The organism is Staphylococcus sp. CWZ226, from assembly GCF_018986355.1.
GTDB classification, from domain to species: Bacteria; Bacillota; Bacilli; order Staphylococcales; family Staphylococcaceae; genus Staphylococcus; species Staphylococcus simulans.
The window spans coordinates 246,750-262,106 of record NZ_JAHMSB010000002.1; the positions used below are offsets into that span (position 1 = coordinate 246,750).

Here is a 15,357-nt window from a genome sequence, read left to right on the forward strand (position 1 = left end):
AAGGAGACTTTAAAGTGAAAAAATATTTCCAATTTGATAAGTATCAAACGAATTATCGTCGTGAGATTTTAGGCGGTTTAACAACTTTCTTATCTATGGCTTACATATTAGCTGTTAACCCGCAGATTTTAAGTTTAGCAGGTGTAAAAGGTATCCCAGATGATATGAAGATGGATCAGGGCGCAGTATTTGTTGCGACAGCCTTAGCTGCATTTGTGGGTTCATTATTTATGGGACTCATTGCTAGATATCCAATCGCATTAGCACCAGGTATGGGACTGAATGCATTCTTCGCATTTACTGTTGTGTTAACAATGGGGATTCCATGGCAAATCGGTTTAACAGGTGTGTTATGTTCAGGTATCTTCTTTGCGATATTAACCGTAACAGGACTCCGGGAGACCATTATTAACGCCATACCGTATGAGATGAAAATGGCTGTAACAGCGGGTATCGGTTTGTTTATTACCTTTGTTGGTTTACAAGGTGCAGGTATTATTGTGAATAATGATTCTACGCTTGTAACTTTAGGCCATATTACAGACGGTAAAGTATTATTAGCAGTATTTGGTATCATCGTAACGGTTGTACTTTATGCTAAAAAAGTACCGGGTGCTATCTTTATCGGTATGATTTTAACGTCAGCCGGCGGATTATTAACTGGTTTAATTCAAATGCCACATGCAGTAGTAGGAAAGATTCCAAGTATTGCGCCAACATTCGGTGCAGCATTTGAAGCATTTAAAGACCCAGGTCAATTATTTACAGTACAATTTTTAATTGTTATTTTAACGTTCTTGTTCATTGATTTCTTTGATACAGCAGGAACATTAGTGGCAGTGGCTTCACAAGCAGGTATGATGAAAGATAATAAATTACCTCGTGCAGGTCGTGCGTTATTCTCAGATTCTATCGCTACAATCGTAGGTTCTATTTTCGGTACAACAACAACGACTTCATACATTGAATCAACATCGGGTGTTGCTGTAGGTGCAAGAACTGGTTTTGCGAGTATTGTAACAGGTGTCTGTTTCTTATTAGCATTATTCTTCAGTCCATTAATGGCTGTTGTTACGAGTGCAGTCACAGCTCCAGCATTAATTGTAGTAGGGGTATTAATGGCAGGAAACTTATCACAAATTGATTGGAAGAAATTTGAATTGGCTGTTCCAGCGTTCATTACAATTATTATGATGCCACTATCTTATTCAATTGCGACAGGTATCGCATGTGGTTTCATCTTCTATCCAATTACAATGTTAGTGACGAAACGTCATAAAGAAGTACATCCAATTATGTATGTATTAATGGTGTTATTCATTTTATACTTCGTATTCGTACACGGTTAAAACAAACGATTAAGCAAGCTCATGAGATATGGGCTTGTTTTTTTATATATCAAAAAAAGACACTTGCACAATTCGCAAGTGTCTTACTGCAAGAGATAATATTAACCTTTACCACCCATGAACGCAGGGTAATTCGTCATACCGCCATCAACATAAATTGTTGTGCCGTGAATATAACTTGCTGCATCAGATGCTAAGAATAAAGCAACGTTAGCCACTTGCTCTGTTTCGCCAATTTCTCTTGCAGGAATCATTTTAAGGGTTTCTTCACGTGTTTCAGGATCAGAGAATTTTTCTTTCGTATGCTCTGTAACGACTGCACCTGGTGAAATGTTATTAATGCGGATACCGTATTGTGCATATTCCATAGACATTGTTTCCATCATATTTTTTAGGCCAGCTTTACTTGCTGAATAATTTACATAGTAAGGCCATGGAATGATGTCATGCACACTCGCTGTATTAATGATTACTCCTTTTTTATCTTCTTTAAGGAAGTATTTAACAGCTTCTCTTGAACCGATGAATGCACCTGTTAAGTTAACATCAAGTGCTTTTTGGAACTCTTCAACAGACATTTCATGTGAAGCAACAGGATTTTCAAATCCAGCGTTATTAATCATAATGTCTAAAGTGCCAAAATGTTTGATGGCTTGTTCTACAAGGCTGATGATATCTTCTTCGTTTGTAACATCACCTTGGACTGGTAAAGCTTGTCCACCGTGATCTTCGATTTCTTTTTTGAGTTTTTCTAACTCAGGTTCGTGTTTAGAAGAACGGTAATTTAAAACAACTTTCGCTTTTGCTTTACCAAACGCTTCAGCGTAAGCTTTACCAATTCCGCTGCCACTACCTGTGACAATAACTACTTTATTTTCTAAATCTTGATACATATCTCTATCTCCTTTTATCTATATCATGCTTTATTTCTATTCAATATAGTTAAAAAGCAATATGTTTCATCGTTATTATGAACTCTATCAATATACCCGCTTCTAAAAATTAATAATCCAAACACCTTTAACTTCTAAAATAAATATAAATAGAAGCGTTTACATTACAATAGGAAGAAACTCATAAAATTACTTGTAAATATAAAAAGATACCGACAGATCTGCCGGTATTTATCTATAACTTATTTAATTCGACGTCCATGCTCATCATAAACAGCTCTCGCATTTCGATTTGGCATATAAATAGGAGTGCTCATGACAATAAACAAGAAGAACAACATTAAGAAGAATAAAATCCAATGTACAATCATTCCGACAAAAGGAACAATTGCGATAAACGAACCAGCGATTCCTAATAAAGGAATAATGACCATAGGACGAATTGTACTTTGGCTGTCAGCTAATAATGCGATAACGATTAATAAATAGAAGAAAGCATTAATGATTAATGGCTGCCAACCAAATGAAACGATGATAGAACCTCCTAAGAAAGGAATACCATATAAAAGTTCAGAGAGCAGCAAGATAATGCTTATAATGATTAATGCGATTCTTGTACTATGTTTCACTTTTAATCACCACCATTCACTTACTATTATATAGGATGTGAGTCGATTGAAAAAATATGAAGACTTAGAGAAAAAAATCTTTATACGGGTTGAAGTGTGCAATCATTTGCAGTAAAATATACTGGTATGTGTTAGAGAAAAAGTCTAACATAAAAAAAGTTACATGAAATGGTTGCAACTAAGCGCTGATTCGTGTAACATATCTAATGTTGGACTTTGAATACGCGATGAAGCGAAAGGTTACTGACACACCCGGCCGCTTTGCCATGGCGTTGTGTGAGATAGTTTTCGTGGAGAAGTCTATCACTAAATGTAGACGATATAAGGAGGGAAAATTATGGCAAAACAAAAAATCAGAATCAGATTAAAAGCTTATGATCACAGAGTAATTGATCAATCAGCTGAGAAAATTGTTGAAACAGCAAAACGTTCTGGTGCAGAAGTTTCTGGACCAATTCCATTACCAACTGAAAAATCAATTTACACTATCATCCGTGCGGTGCATAAGTACAAAGATTCTCGTGAGCAATTCGAACAACGTACTCATAAACGTTTAATCGACATTGTTAACCCTACACCAAAAACTGTTGATGCTCTTATGGGCTTAAACTTACCATCAGGTGTAGACATCGAAATTAAATTATAATAGAAAATCATAGGAGGTGGACTTTCGATGACCAAAGGAATCTTAGGAAGAAAAATCGGGATGACACAAGTATTCGGTGAAAACGGAGACTTAATCCCAGTAACTGTAGTAGAAGCAGGACAAAACGTAGTATTACAAAAGAAAACTGAAGAGGTAGACGGTTACAACGCTATCCAAGTAGGTTTTGAAGACAAACAAGCATACAAAAAAGACAGCAAGTCAAATAAATATGCTAATAAACCAGCTGAAGGTCACGCTAAAAAAGCTGACACAGCTCCTAAGCGCTTCATTCGTGAATTCAGAAACATCAATGTTGATGAATACGAAGTAGGTCAAGAAGTCTCAGTTGATACATTTGAAGCTGGGGACATCATTGACGTAACTGGAGTATCTAAAGGTAAAGGTTTCCAAGGTAATATCAAACGTCATGGCCACGGTCGTGGACCAATGTCTCACGGTTCTCATTTCCACAGAGCGCCAGGTTCTGTAGGTATGGCATCTGACGCATCTAAAGTATTTAAAGGTCACAAAATGCCAGGTCGTATGGGTGGCAACACAGTGACAGTACAAAACTTAGAAGTTGTACAAATCGATACAGAAAACAACGTTATCTTAGTTAAAGGTAATGTGCCTGGTCCTAAAAAAGGATTAGTAGAAATCAAAACTTCAATTAAAAAAGGTAACAAATAATTAATTAACGAAAGGAGGAAAATGCATAATGGCAAATTATGATGTATTAAAAGTAGACGGATCAAAAGCAGGTTCAGTTGAATTAAGCGATGCTGTATTCGCAATTGAACCAAACAAAGATGTTCTTTTCGAAGCAATTAACTTACAACGTGCTTCATTACGCCAAGGTACGCATTCGGTTAAAAACCGTTCAGCAGTACGCGGCGGTGGACGTAAACCATGGAGACAAAAAGGTACAGGACGTGCGCGTCAAGGTACTATCCGTGCTCCACAATGGCGTGGTGGCGGTATCGTATTCGGACCGACTCCAAGAAGCTATGCATACAAAATGCCTAAGAAAATGCGTCGTTTAGCATTACGTTCTGCATTATCTTTCAAAGTACAAGAAAATGAATTCAAAATTATTGATGCTTTCGGTTTAGAAGCACCAAAAACTAAAGAATTCACTAAAGTATTATCAAACTTAGAATTACCTAAAAAAGTTTTAGTAGTTACTGAATCAGAAGATGTAAATGTTGAATTATCAGCACGTAACATTCCTGGTGTTCAAATCACTACTGTAACTGGTTTAAACGTATTAGACATCACTAGCGCTGACAGTGTATTAATTACAGAAGCAGCTGCTAAAAAAGTTGAGGAGGTGCTCGGATAATGGAAGCAAGAGACGTTCTTAAGCGCCCCGTAATCACAGAAAAATCTTCAGAAGCAATGGCTGAAGACAAATACACTTTTGATGTAGATACACGTGCGAATAAAACACAAGTTAAAATTGCAGTTGAAGAAATTTTCGATGTTAAAGTAGACAAAGTAAATATCGTCAACTACAAAGCTAAGAAAAAACGTATGGGCCGTTACCAAGGCTATACAAACAGAAGACGCAAAGCGATCGTTACACTTAAAGAAGGATCAATCGATCTATTCAACTAAAAAATAAAATTACCAATAAGGAGGTAAGCGACAATGGCTCTTAAACATTATAAGCCGATTACAAATGGTCGTCGTAATATGACTTCATTGGATTTCGCTGAAATCACAAAAACGACTCCAGAAAAGTCATTATTACAACCGCTACCGAAAAAAGCGGGACGCAACAACCAAGGTAAAATGACAGTACGCCATCATGGTGGCGGACACAAACGTCAATACCGTGTTATTGATTTCAAACGTAACAAAGATGGAATCCCAGCAAAAGTTGATTCTATCCAATACGATCCAAACCGTTCAGCTAACATTGCATTGTTAGTATATGCAGATGGTGAAAAACGTTACATCATCGCTCCAAAAGGTTTGGTTGTAGGACAAACAGTAGAAAATGGTGAAGAAGCTGACATTAAAGTAGGTAACGCTTTACCATTAGCTAACATTCCAGTAGGTACTGTAGTTCACAATATCGAATTAAAACCTGGCCGTGGCGGACAAATCGCTCGTTCAGCAGGTGCAAGTGCTCAAGTACTTGGTAAAGAAGGTAAATACGTATTAGTAAGACTTCGCTCAGGTGAGGTTCGTATGATTCTTTCAACTTGCCGTGCAACAGTAGGTCAAGTTGGTAACTTACAACATGAACTTGTTAACGTTGGTAAAGCCGGACGTTCTCGTTGGAAAGGTATCCGTCCAACAGTTCGTGGTTCTGTAATGAACCCTAACGATCACCCACACGGTGGTGGTGAAGGTCGTGCTCCAATCGGTATGCCATCACCAATGTCACCATGGGGTAAACCAACTCTTGGTAAGAAAACTCGTCGCGGTAAAAAATCATCAGATAAACTTATCGTACGTAGACGTAAAAGAAAATAATAACAACTTATTTGGGTGTGCGGCGTAATCGCTGCACGCACATAATAAGAAGGGAGGCGCCATAATGGCTCGTAGTATTAAAAAAGGACCTTTCGTCGATGACCACTTGATGAAAAAAGTGGAAGCGCAAGAAGGTAATCAGAAAAAAACTGTGATTAAAACTTGGTCACGTCGTTCAACTATTTTCCCTAACTTCATCGGTATTACTTTTGCAGTATACGATGGACGTAAACATGTACCTGTTTATGTAACTGAAGATATGGTTGGTCACAAATTAGGTGAATTTGCTCCAACTCGTACATTCAAAGGACATGCTGCAGACGACAAAAAAACAAGAAGATAAATACTTTCTATTAAGTAGAGGAGGAAGACCAAATGGAAGCAAAAGCGGTTGCTAGAACTATCAGAATCGCACCTCGTAAAGTCAGATTAGTTTTAGACTTAATCAGAGGCAAAAACGTTGGTGAAGCTGTTGCTATTTTAAAATTAACTAACAAAGCATCATCACCAGTTGTTGAAAAATTATTAATGTCCGCTTTAGCTAATGCAGAGCACAACTATGACATGAATACAGATGAATTAGTTGTTAAAGAAGCATATGCTAACGAAGGACCAACTTTAAAACGTTTCCGTCCACGTGCTCAAGGACGCGCAAGTGCAATTAACAAACGTACAAGCCACATTACAATTGTCGTAAGTGACGGCAAAGAAGAAGCTAAAGAAGCTTAATAAACTATCTAAGGAGGGAATACTGTGGGTCAAAAAATTAATCCAATCGGACTTCGTGTTGGTGTTATCCGTGATTGGGACGCTAAATGGTATGCTGAAAAAGATTTCGCTACTTTATTACATGAAGATTTAAAAATCCGTAAGTTCATCGATAACGAATTAAAAGAAGCATCAGTTTCTCACGTAGAAATCGAACGTGCTGCTAACCGTATCAATATTGCAATCCACACTGGTAAACCAGGTATGGTAATTGGTAAAGGCGGTTCAGAAATTGAAAAACTTCGTAACAAATTAAATAACTTAACTAACAAACGTGTACACATTAACGTGATCGAAATCAAAAAAGTTGATTTAGATGCTCGTTTAGTTGCTGAGAACATCGCTCGTCAATTAGAAAACCGTGCATCATTCCGTCGTGTACAAAAACAAGCTATTCAAAGAGCTATGAAACTAGGAGCTTTAGGTGTTAAAACTCAAGTTTCAGGTCGTTTAGGCGGAGCTGACATCGCTCGTGCTGAACAATATTCAGAAGGAACTGTTCCACTTCACACATTACGTGCTGACATTGACTACGCACATGCTGAAGCTGATACAACATACGGTAAACTTGGAGTTAAAGTATGGATCTATCGTGGAGAAGTTCTTCCTACTAAGAACAATAGTGAAGGAGGAAAATAATAATGTTGCTACCAAAACGCGTTAAATATCGTCGTCAACATCGTCCAAACACAAAAGGACGTTCTAAAGGCGGTAACTTTGTAACATTTGGTGAGTATGGATTACAAGCTACTACAACTTCTTGGATCACATCTCGTCAAATCGAATCTGCTCGTATTGCGATGACTCGTTATATGAAACGTGGCGGGAAAGTTTGGATTAAAATCTTCCCTCATACACCATATACTAAAAAACCTTTAGAAGTACGTATGGGTGCTGGTAAAGGTGCAGTAGAAGGCTGGATCGCAGTAGTTAAACCAGGTAGAATCTTATTTGAAGTTGCAGGCGTGTCAGAAGAAGTTGCACGCGAAGCATTACGTTTAGCAAGTCACAAACTTCCAGTTAAATCTAAGTTTGTAAAACGTGAAGAATTGGGTGGTGAATCAAATGAAAGCTAAGGAAATTAGAGACTTAACCACTTCAGAAATCGAAGAGCAAATCAAATCTTCAAAAGAAGAACTTTTTAACCTACGCTTTCAGTTAGCTACAGGACAATTAGAGGAAACTGCACGTATTCGTACAGTAAGAAAAACGATTGCACGTCTAAAAACTGTTGCTCGTGAAAGAGAAATTGAACAAAGTAAGGCTAATCAATAATAATTGAAAGAGGAGGTTACAAAAGTGAGCGAAAGAAATGATCGTAAAGTTTATGTAGGTAGAGTCGTATCAGACAAAATGGATAAAACTGTAACTGTACTTGTAGAGACTTACAAAACTCATAAATTATATGGTAAACGAGTAAAATATTCTAAAAAATATAAAACTCATGATGAAAACAATTCAGCTAAATTAGGAGACATCGTTAAGATTCAAGAAACTCGTCCTTTATCAGCAACAAAACGTTTTCGTTTAGTAGAAATTGTTGAAGAATCAGTTATTATTTAATCATTTAAAGATAAGGGAGGTTTAATTCATGATCCAACAAGAAACACGCTTGAAAGTAGCTGACAACTCAGGTGCTCGTGAAGTTCTAACAATCAAAGTATTAGGCGGATCTGGTCGTAAAACAGCGAACATCGGCGACGTAATTGTGTGTACTGTTAAAAATGCTACACCAGGAGGCGTTGTTAAAAAAGGTGAAGTTGTTAAAGCTGTTGTAGTACGTACTAAATCAGGAGTACGTCGTAAAGACGGTTCTTACATCAAATTTGATGAAAATGCATGTGTAGTTATTCGTGACGACAAGAGTCCACGCGGTACTCGTATCTTCGGACCAGTAGCTCGTGAATTACGTGACAGCAACTACATGAAAATTATTTCATTAGCACCAGAAGTACTATAATTTTAATAAATAAAATCTAAGGAGGTGCCCACATGCATATCAAAAAAGGTGACAACGTAATCGTTATCTCAGGTAAAGATAAAGGTAAAACAGGTGTTGTACAAGCAACAGAACCTAAAAAAGACCGTGTCGTTGTGGAAGGTGTGAACATCATTAAAAAGCACCAAAAACCGACTCAATTTAATCCAGAAGGTGGAATCTTAGAAACTGAAGCAGCTATTCATGTTTCTAACGTACAATTATTGGACCCAAAAACAAATGAACCAACTCGTGTAGGTTACAAATTTGTTGATGGTAAAAAAGTTCGTATCGCTAAAAAATCAGGCGAAGAAATCAAAACTAATAATTAATAACTAGTTGAAAGGAGGATCCACTTTGAGCCGTTTAAAAGAAAAATTCAATACAGAAGTTACTGAGAACTTAATGAAAGAATTCAACTATAGTTCAGTAATGGAAGTACCTAAAATCGATAAAATCGTTGTGAACATGGGTGTAGGTGACGCTGTTCAAAACTCTAAAGTATTAGACAATGCTGTTGAAGAGTTAACATTAATTACAGGTCAAAAACCATTAATCACAAAAGCTAAAAAATCAGTAGCAACATTCCGTTTACGTGAAGGTATGCCAATCGGAGCAAAAGTTACTCTTCGCGGAGAAAGAATGTATGAATTCCTTGATAAATTAATCTCAGTATCATTACCACGTGTACGTGACTTCCACGGTGTTTCTAAAAAAGCATTCGACGGTCGCGGTAACTACACATTAGGTATCAAAGAACAATTAATTTTCCCAGAAATCGATTATGATAAAGTAAGTAAAGTAAGAGGAATGGATATCGTTATTGTTACAACTGCTAACACTGACGAAGAAGCCCGTGCATTGTTAACTCAATTCGGTATGCCATTTCAAAAGTAAGCTCTAATATAAAGGAGGCTAATTAAGTGGCTAAAAAATCAATGGTTGTAAAACAAGCTAAAAAGCAAAAATTCCCAGTGCGCGAATACACTCGTTGTGAACGCTGTGGACGCCCACATTCTGTATACCGCAAATTTAAATTATGCCGTATCTGTTTCCGTGAATTAGCTTATAAAGGCCAAATCCCTGGCGTTCGTAAAGCTAGCTGGTAATTAAAGAGAGTCTTGAAAGGAGGCAACAATCTATGACAATGTCAGATCCAATCGCAGATATGCTAACTCGTGTAAGAAACGCAAACATGGTGCGTCATGAAAAAATCGAGTTGCCTGCGTCAAATATTAAAAAACAAATTGCTGAAATCCTTAAAAACGAAGGTTTCATTAAAAACGTTGAGTTCGTAGAAGATGATAAACAAGGTGTTTTACGTTTATTCCTTAAATATGGTCAAAACAACGAACGCGTTATCACAGGCTTAAAACGTATTTCTAAACCAGGTTTACGTGTCTATGCTAAAGCTGACGAAGTACCTAAAGTATTAAACGGTTTAGGTATCGCATTAGTTTCAACTTCTGAAGGTATCGTAACTGACAGAGAAGCAAGAAAACGTAACGTAGGCGGAGAAGTATTAGCATACGTTTGGTAATAAATAATTAAGGAGGTGCCCGTAAATGAGCCGTGTAGGTAAGAAAATTATTGAAATTCCTAGCGATGTTACAGTAGACATCAAAGGTAATACAGTTACAGTAAAAGGTCCTAAAGGTGAATTATCACGTACTATGGATCCTAGCATGACTTACAAATTAGAAGACAACACATTAGAAGTTGTACGTCCATCTGATTCTCAAAAAGACAGAACAGTTCATGGAACAACTCGTGCGTTAATTAACAATATGGTACAAGGTGTAGCTAAAGGTTTCGAAAAAACTTTAGAACTTATCGGTGTTGGTTACCGTGCACAATTGCAAGGTAGCAACTTAGTACTTAACGTTGGTTACTCTCACCCAGTTGAATTCAAACCAGAAGATGGTATCACATTCACAGTTGAGAAAAACACAACAGTTAAAGTTGAAGGTATTTCTAAAGAATTAGTTGGTGCTACAGCATCTAAAATCCGTGCCGTAAGACCACCAGAACCTTATAAAGGTAAAGGTATCCGTTACCAAGGCGAATATGTTCGTCGTAAAGAAGGTAAAACTGGTAAATAATAAATAACTCTCTAAAGAAAGGAGAATAAAGCATGATCAGCAAAATTGATAAAAATAAAGTACGCTTAAAAAGACATGCACGTGTACGTACTAACTTAACTGGTACTTCTGAAAAACCACGTTTAAACGTATATCGTTCTAACAAACACATCTATGCACAAATCATTGATGATACTAAAGGCGTAACTTTAGCTCAAGCATCAACTCAAGATAAAGATTTCGAAAATGAAACTGGTTCAAAAGTTGAATTATCAGCCAAAGTGGGCGAAGTAATCGCTAAGAAAGCAGTTGATAAAGGTATCACTGCAATCGTCTTCGACCGTGGAGGTTACTTATACCATGGACGTGTTAAAGCATTAGCAGATGCAGCACGTGAAAATGGCTTAGAATTTTAATCATAAAAGGAGGGACAAATAATGGCTCGCAGAGATGAAGAAAACAAAGAATTTGAAGAACGCGTTGTTACGATTAACCGTGTTGCGAAAGTTGTAAAAGGTGGACGTCGTTTCCGTTTCACTGCATTAGTAGTAGTTGGAGACAAAAATGGTCGTGTTGGATTCGGTACAGGTAAAGCACAAGAGGTACCAGAAGCGATCAAAAAAGCGGTAGAAGCTGCTAAAAAAGAATTAGTATCTGTAAACCGTGTTGAAGGTACAACACCACACACAATCACTGGCCGTTTCGGTTCAGGAAGTGTATTATTGAAACCAGCAGCACCTGGTACTGGGGTTATCGCCGGTGGACCAGTTCGTGCCGTATTAGAGTTAGCAGGTATCACTGATATCTTAAGTAAGTCATTAGGTTCTAACACACCAATTAACATGGTTCGTGCTACAATCAATGGTTTAGAAAATCTAAAAAGTGCTGAAGAAGTTGCGAAATTACGCGGCAAATCAGTAGAAGAATTATACAATTAAGGAGGGAAAATGAATAATGGCTAAATTACAAATTACCCTCACACGTAGTGTTATTGGTCGTCCAGAAACACAACGTAAAACTGTTGAAGCATTAGGTTTGAAAAAAACTAACTCTACAGTAGTTGTAGAAGACAACCCAGCTATCCGTGGACAAGTGAACAAAGTAAGTCACTTGCTAAAAGTTGAAGAATTAGACGCATAATTAGATAATATATAAGGAGGTGCCGTAATGAAATTACATGATTTACATCCAGCAGAAGGATCACGTAAAGAACGCAACCGCGTAGGTCGTGGTGCTGCTACAGGTAATGGTAAAACAAGTGGACGTGGTCAAAAAGGTCAAAAAGCACGTTCAGGTGGTAAAGTAAGACCAGGTTTCGAAGGTGGTCAATTACCATTATTCCGTCGTATCCCTAAACGCGGTTTCACAAACATCAACCGTAAAGAATACGCAGTTGTGAATTTAGACCAATTAAACCGTTTTGAAGAAGGTACAGAAGTTACTCCTGAACTTTTAATCGAAACAGGCGTAGTTAAAAACGCAAAAGCGGGTATCAAAGTATTAGGTAATGGTTCTCTAGAGAAAAAATTAACAGTAAAAGCACATAAATTCTCTGCATCTGCAGCTGAAGCAATTGATGCTAAAGGTGGAGCACACGAGGTGATCTAATGTTTGACACATTCGTAAACTTCTTTAAAACAAAAGAAGTGCGAAACAAGATCTTTTTTACGCTCGCAATGCTAGTTATTTTTAAAATAGGTACTTATATACCAGCGCCTGGAGTCAATCCAGCAGCGTTTGAAAGTCAACAAGGTTCTCAAGGTGTCACTGATCTATTGAATACATTCGGTGGGGGAGCCTTGAAGAACTTTTCCATTTTTGCAATGGGTATTATGCCCTACATCACTGCTTCAATCGTTATGCAGTTATTGCAAATGGATATAGTTCCTAAGTTTACAGAATGGGCCAAACAAGGTGACGTTGGTCGTAAGAAACTAAACAACGTTACGCGCTATTTTGCGATACTTTTGGCATTCATCCAATCAATAGGGATGGCATTCCAATTCAATAACTATCTTAAAGGTGCATTGATTGTTGATCCTTCACCTATGAGTTATTTGTTGATTGCAATTGTATTAACAGCAGGAACAGCTTTCTTATTATGGTTAGGTGAACAGATAACACAATATGGTGTAGGTAATGGTATTTCCATTATTATCTTCGCCGGTATCTTGTCTACTTTGCCATCATCACTGATTCAGTTCTATCAACAAGCCTTTGTAGGGCAAAGTGATACAACAATCGCATGGTTGCAAGTAGCAGGGCTAGTTATTGGTTTGATTTTACTAACAATGGGTGCTGTGTACGTATTACAAGCTGTTCGTAAGATACCTATTCAATATGCGAAAAAACAATCCGCTCAGCGTTTAGGACGAAATGCAACGTATTTGCCGTTGAAAGTTAACTCAGCAGGGGTTATCCCGGTTATCTTTGCTATGGCATTCTTCTTGTTACCGAGAACGTTAACAATGTTCTTCCCTAAAGCTGACTGGGCGCAGCAAATTGCCAATACAGCCAATCCATCAAGTAACATCGGAATGGTAATTTATATTATCTTGATCATTGCATTCACTTATTTCTATGCATTTGTTCAAGTTAATCCAGAAAAAATGGCTGACAACCTTAAGAAACAAGGCAGTTATGTACCGGGTATCAGACCTGGTGAAAAAACTAAAAAGTATATTACCAAAGTTTTATATCGTTTAACTTTTGTAGGTTCTATCTTCTTAGCAGTTATCGCTATTTTACCGATTCTTGCTACTAAATTTATGAACTTACCGCAATCGATTCAAGTCGGCGGTACAAGCTTATTGATCGTTATCGGTGTTGCAATCGAAACTATGAAGAGCTTGGAAGCACAAGTTAACCAAAAAGAATATAAAGGCTTTGGTGGTAGATAATTTGTAGGAGGGCAATATGAATATCATCTTAATGGGTTTACCTGGCGCAGGTAAAGGAACTCAAGCGAGTGAAATTGTTAAGAAATTCCCTATTCCGCATATATCTACAGGTGATATGTTTAGAAAAGCTATCAAAGATGAAACTGAATTAGGTAAAGAAGCTAAGTCTTATATGGACCGTGGCGAACTTGTACCTGATGAAGTAACTGTGGGTATCGTTAAAGAAAGACTTTCTGAAGACGATGCGAAAAAAGGATTTTTATTAGATGGTTTCCCACGTACACTTGAACAAGCAGAAGCATTAAGTAAAATCATGACAGAACTTGGCAGAAAGATTGATGCAGTTATTAATATTGAAGTTCCGGAAGAAGAACTCATGAATCGTTTGACTGGACGTCGCGTTTGTGAAGTTTGCGGAACAACTTATCATCTTGTGTTCAATCCTCCAAAAGTGGATGGTGTTTGTGATCTTGATGGCGGTAAATTATACCAACGTGAAGATGACAATCCAGAAACAGTTGCAAAACGTTTAGAAGTTAACGTAAAACAGTCTAAACCTATCTTAGAATACTATGATAAAGAAGGCGTTTTGAAAAACGTTGACGGTTCTAAAGATATCCAAGAAGTAACTGGCTCAGTTATCGATATCTTGGAAGATCTTAAGTAATTCAACATTGCTGCTTGTATGTTGAATGAAGGCAGTCTGATATTGTTTGTCTCTCAGCCTAACGAATTATGAGTGACAGCATAACGATAATGATTCCCGATTTTTGTTCAACGTAATGATACAAGGGCAGTATGTCTAACATTTTCCAATAGACATTAACTAATAATGCAAAAGGGGGAATTGTTCTAATGGCAAAACAAGATGTAATTGAATTAGAAGGTACAGTAACAGATACTTTACCAAATGCAATGTTTAAAGTAGAATTAGAAAATGGTCATGAAATTTTAGCACATGTGAGTGGTAAAATTAGAATGAATTATATTCGTATTCTACCTGGCGACAAAGTAACAGTAGAAATGTCTCCGTATGATTTAACTCGCGGAAGAATCACTTATCGTTATAAATAATTCGTCACTCCATTATTACAGGGAGGTATTAAAATGAAAGTAAGACCATCAGTAAAACCTATTTGCGAAAAATGTAAAGTCATTAAACGTAAAGGTAAAGTAATGATCATTTGTGAAAATCCGAAACACAAACAAAGACAAGGTTAATAAAAGAGAGGTGTAAAATAATATGGCACGTATTGCAGGAGTCGATATTCCACGCGAAAAACGCGTTGTAATTTCATTAACTTATATTTACGGTATTGGTAAATCAACTGCTGAAAAAATCGTAGCAGAAGCTGGAGTTTCTCCACAAACTCGTACTAACGAATTAACTGACGATGAATTAGGTCGTCTTCGTGAAGTTGTAGACAGCTACAAAGTAGAAGGTGACTTACGTCGTGAGCAAAACTTAAACATCAAACGCTTAATGGAAATCTCATCTTACCGTGGTATCCGTCACCGTCGTGGCTTACCAGTTCGCGGTCAAAAAACTAAAAACAATGCTCGTACACGTAAAGGCCCAGTTAAAACTGTAGCTAACAAGAAAAAATAATAGGTAAAGGAGGAAAATAT

Annotated in this window: 29 protein-coding genes; 27 read left to right on the top strand and 2 right to left on the bottom strand. The window is 37.2% G+C overall.

Going from position 1 to position 15,357, the window contains the following annotated elements:
- Positions 1-14 precede the first annotated feature (14 nt).
- Positions 15-1,349 carry an NCS2 family permease gene (locus tag KRR19_RS02865; protein ID WP_002479575.1) on the top strand — a complete coding sequence of 445 codons (1,335 nt, stop codon included), beginning with the start codon at positions 15-17 and terminating at the stop codon, positions 1,347-1,349.
- 101 nt (positions 1,350-1,450) lie between these two features.
- Here the strand turns inward: KRR19_RS02865 and KRR19_RS02870 are convergent, their stop codons facing one another.
- Together KRR19_RS02870 and KRR19_RS02875 are read right to left on the bottom strand one after the other, a co-directional pair.
- Positions 1,451-2,242: a glucose 1-dehydrogenase gene (locus KRR19_RS02870; RefSeq protein ID WP_216733430.1), complete on the bottom strand. Its 792-nt coding sequence runs from the start codon at positions 2,240-2,242 to the stop codon at positions 1,451-1,453.
- 242 nt (positions 2,243-2,484) lie between these two features.
- Positions 2,485-2,871 carry a hypothetical protein gene (locus KRR19_RS02875; protein ID WP_023014976.1) on the bottom strand — a complete coding sequence of 129 codons (387 nt, stop codon included), beginning with the start codon at positions 2,869-2,871 and terminating at the stop codon, positions 2,485-2,487.
- Between the two features lie 337 nt (positions 2,872-3,208).
- Here KRR19_RS02875 and rpsJ point away from each other — a divergent pair, with 337 nt between their 5' ends.
- The 26 genes from rpsJ to rpsM all read left to right on the top strand — a co-directional run bounded on the left by rpsJ (position 3,209) and on the right by rpsM (position 15,337).
- Positions 3,209-3,517 (top strand): 30S ribosomal protein S10, encoded by a 309-nt coding sequence (gene rpsJ, locus KRR19_RS02880; RefSeq protein WP_002479572.1) that lies wholly within the window; start codon positions 3,209-3,211, stop codon positions 3,515-3,517.
- A gap of 27 nt (positions 3,518-3,544) precedes the next feature.
- A complete protein-coding gene (rplC, locus tag KRR19_RS02885; protein ID WP_023014975.1) occupies positions 3,545-4,207 on the top strand; it encodes a 50S ribosomal protein L3 in 663 nt (220 codons plus the stop codon).
- Positions 4,208-4,235: 28 nt separating this feature from the next.
- Positions 4,236-4,859 carry a 50S ribosomal protein L4 gene (gene rplD, locus KRR19_RS02890; RefSeq protein WP_002479570.1) on the top strand — a complete coding sequence of 208 codons (624 nt, stop codon included), beginning with the start codon at positions 4,236-4,238 and terminating at the stop codon, positions 4,857-4,859.
- Entirely contained in the window at positions 4,859-5,134 is a 276-nt protein-coding gene (gene rplW / locus KRR19_RS02895; protein ID WP_002479569.1) for a 50S ribosomal protein L23, read from the top strand. Before rplD ends, rplW begins: the two co-directional genes overlap by 1 nt.
- 33 nt (positions 5,135-5,167) lie before the next feature.
- Positions 5,168-6,001 carry a 50S ribosomal protein L2 gene (gene rplB / locus KRR19_RS02900; RefSeq protein ID WP_002479568.1) on the top strand — a complete coding sequence of 278 codons (834 nt, stop codon included), beginning with the start codon at positions 5,168-5,170 and terminating at the stop codon, positions 5,999-6,001.
- A gap of 64 nt (positions 6,002-6,065) precedes the next feature.
- Positions 6,066-6,344: a 30S ribosomal protein S19 gene (gene rpsS, locus KRR19_RS02905; RefSeq protein ID WP_002479567.1), complete on the top strand. Its 279-nt coding sequence runs from the start codon at positions 6,066-6,068 to the stop codon at positions 6,342-6,344.
- A gap of 32 nt (positions 6,345-6,376) precedes the next feature.
- On the top strand, positions 6,377-6,730 hold the full coding sequence (rplV, locus tag KRR19_RS02910) for a 50S ribosomal protein L22 (RefSeq protein ID WP_002479566.1): 354 nt from the start codon (positions 6,377-6,379) through the stop codon (positions 6,728-6,730).
- A gap of 24 nt (positions 6,731-6,754) precedes the next feature.
- Positions 6,755-7,408, top strand: coding sequence for a 30S ribosomal protein S3 (rpsC, locus tag KRR19_RS02915; protein ID WP_002479565.1), 654 nt, complete (start codon positions 6,755-6,757; stop codon positions 7,406-7,408).
- A gap of 2 nt (positions 7,409-7,410) precedes the next feature.
- A complete protein-coding gene (rplP, locus tag KRR19_RS02920; RefSeq protein WP_002479564.1) occupies positions 7,411-7,845 on the top strand; it encodes a 50S ribosomal protein L16 in 435 nt (144 codons plus the stop codon).
- On the top strand, positions 7,835-8,044 hold the full coding sequence (rpmC, locus tag KRR19_RS02925; RefSeq protein ID WP_000644737.1) for a 50S ribosomal protein L29: 210 nt from the start codon (positions 7,835-7,837) through the stop codon (positions 8,042-8,044). Before rplP ends, rpmC begins: the two co-directional genes overlap by 11 nt.
- Positions 8,045-8,068: 24 nt before the next feature.
- A complete protein-coding gene (rpsQ, locus tag KRR19_RS02930; protein ID WP_001829723.1) occupies positions 8,069-8,332 on the top strand; it encodes a 30S ribosomal protein S17 in 264 nt (87 codons plus the stop codon).
- Between the two features lie 28 nt (positions 8,333-8,360).
- Entirely contained in the window at positions 8,361-8,729 is a 369-nt protein-coding gene (gene rplN / locus KRR19_RS02935; protein WP_002479563.1) for a 50S ribosomal protein L14, read from the top strand.
- A 32-nt stretch (positions 8,730-8,761) separates the two neighbouring features.
- Entirely contained in the window at positions 8,762-9,079 is a 318-nt protein-coding gene (rplX, locus tag KRR19_RS02940; RefSeq protein WP_156666538.1) for a 50S ribosomal protein L24, read from the top strand.
- 25 nt (positions 9,080-9,104) lie between these two features.
- Positions 9,105-9,644, top strand: coding sequence for a 50S ribosomal protein L5 (rplE, locus tag KRR19_RS02945; RefSeq protein WP_002479561.1), 540 nt, complete (start codon positions 9,105-9,107; stop codon positions 9,642-9,644).
- A 26-nt stretch (positions 9,645-9,670) separates the two neighbouring features.
- Positions 9,671-9,856 (top strand): type Z 30S ribosomal protein S14, encoded by a 186-nt coding sequence (locus tag KRR19_RS02950; protein WP_002479560.1) that lies wholly within the window; start codon positions 9,671-9,673, stop codon positions 9,854-9,856.
- 32 nt (positions 9,857-9,888) lie between these two features.
- Complete coding sequence (rpsH, locus tag KRR19_RS02955) at positions 9,889-10,287, top strand: 30S ribosomal protein S8 (protein ID WP_002479559.1); 399 nt, start codon at positions 9,889-9,891, stop codon at positions 10,285-10,287.
- A 25-nt stretch (positions 10,288-10,312) separates the two neighbouring features.
- The gene (gene rplF, locus KRR19_RS02960; RefSeq protein WP_002479558.1) at positions 10,313-10,849 is read left to right on the top strand and encodes a 50S ribosomal protein L6; all 537 of its coding nucleotides are present in this window, start codon (positions 10,313-10,315) and stop codon (positions 10,847-10,849) included.
- A 32-nt stretch (positions 10,850-10,881) separates the two neighbouring features.
- Positions 10,882-11,244 (top strand): 50S ribosomal protein L18, encoded by a 363-nt coding sequence (rplR, locus tag KRR19_RS02965; protein WP_002479557.1) that lies wholly within the window; start codon positions 10,882-10,884, stop codon positions 11,242-11,244.
- A 21-nt stretch (positions 11,245-11,265) separates the two neighbouring features.
- The gene (gene rpsE, locus KRR19_RS02970; RefSeq protein ID WP_002479556.1) at positions 11,266-11,766 is read left to right on the top strand and encodes a 30S ribosomal protein S5; all 501 of its coding nucleotides are present in this window, start codon (positions 11,266-11,268) and stop codon (positions 11,764-11,766) included.
- Between the two features lie 16 nt (positions 11,767-11,782).
- Positions 11,783-11,968, top strand: coding sequence for a 50S ribosomal protein L30 (gene rpmD, locus KRR19_RS02975; protein ID WP_002479555.1), 186 nt, complete (start codon positions 11,783-11,785; stop codon positions 11,966-11,968).
- A gap of 27 nt (positions 11,969-11,995) precedes the next feature.
- A complete protein-coding gene (rplO, locus tag KRR19_RS02980; protein WP_002479554.1) occupies positions 11,996-12,436 on the top strand; it encodes a 50S ribosomal protein L15 in 441 nt (146 codons plus the stop codon).
- Positions 12,436-13,728, top strand: a complete 1,293-nt coding sequence (gene secY, locus KRR19_RS02985) for a preprotein translocase subunit SecY (RefSeq protein WP_002479553.1) — start codon at positions 12,436-12,438, stop codon at positions 13,726-13,728. The genes rplO and secY overlap by 1 nt, the downstream gene beginning before the upstream one ends.
- A 16-nt stretch (positions 13,729-13,744) precedes the next feature.
- Positions 13,745-14,395 carry an adenylate kinase gene (locus KRR19_RS02990; RefSeq protein ID WP_002479552.1) on the top strand — a complete coding sequence of 217 codons (651 nt, stop codon included), beginning with the start codon at positions 13,745-13,747 and terminating at the stop codon, positions 14,393-14,395.
- Positions 14,396-14,583: 188 nt separating this feature from the next.
- On the top strand, positions 14,584-14,802 hold the full coding sequence (gene infA / locus KRR19_RS02995) for a translation initiation factor IF-1 (RefSeq protein WP_002479551.1): 219 nt from the start codon (positions 14,584-14,586) through the stop codon (positions 14,800-14,802).
- A gap of 33 nt (positions 14,803-14,835) precedes the next feature.
- Positions 14,836-14,949: a 50S ribosomal protein L36 gene (rpmJ, locus tag KRR19_RS03000; RefSeq protein WP_002479550.1), complete on the top strand. Its 114-nt coding sequence runs from the start codon at positions 14,836-14,838 to the stop codon at positions 14,947-14,949.
- A 22-nt stretch (positions 14,950-14,971) separates the two neighbouring features.
- On the top strand, positions 14,972-15,337 hold the full coding sequence (gene rpsM, locus KRR19_RS03005) for a 30S ribosomal protein S13 (RefSeq protein ID WP_002479549.1): 366 nt from the start codon (positions 14,972-14,974) through the stop codon (positions 15,335-15,337).
- Positions 15,338-15,357: the final 20 nt, after the last annotated feature.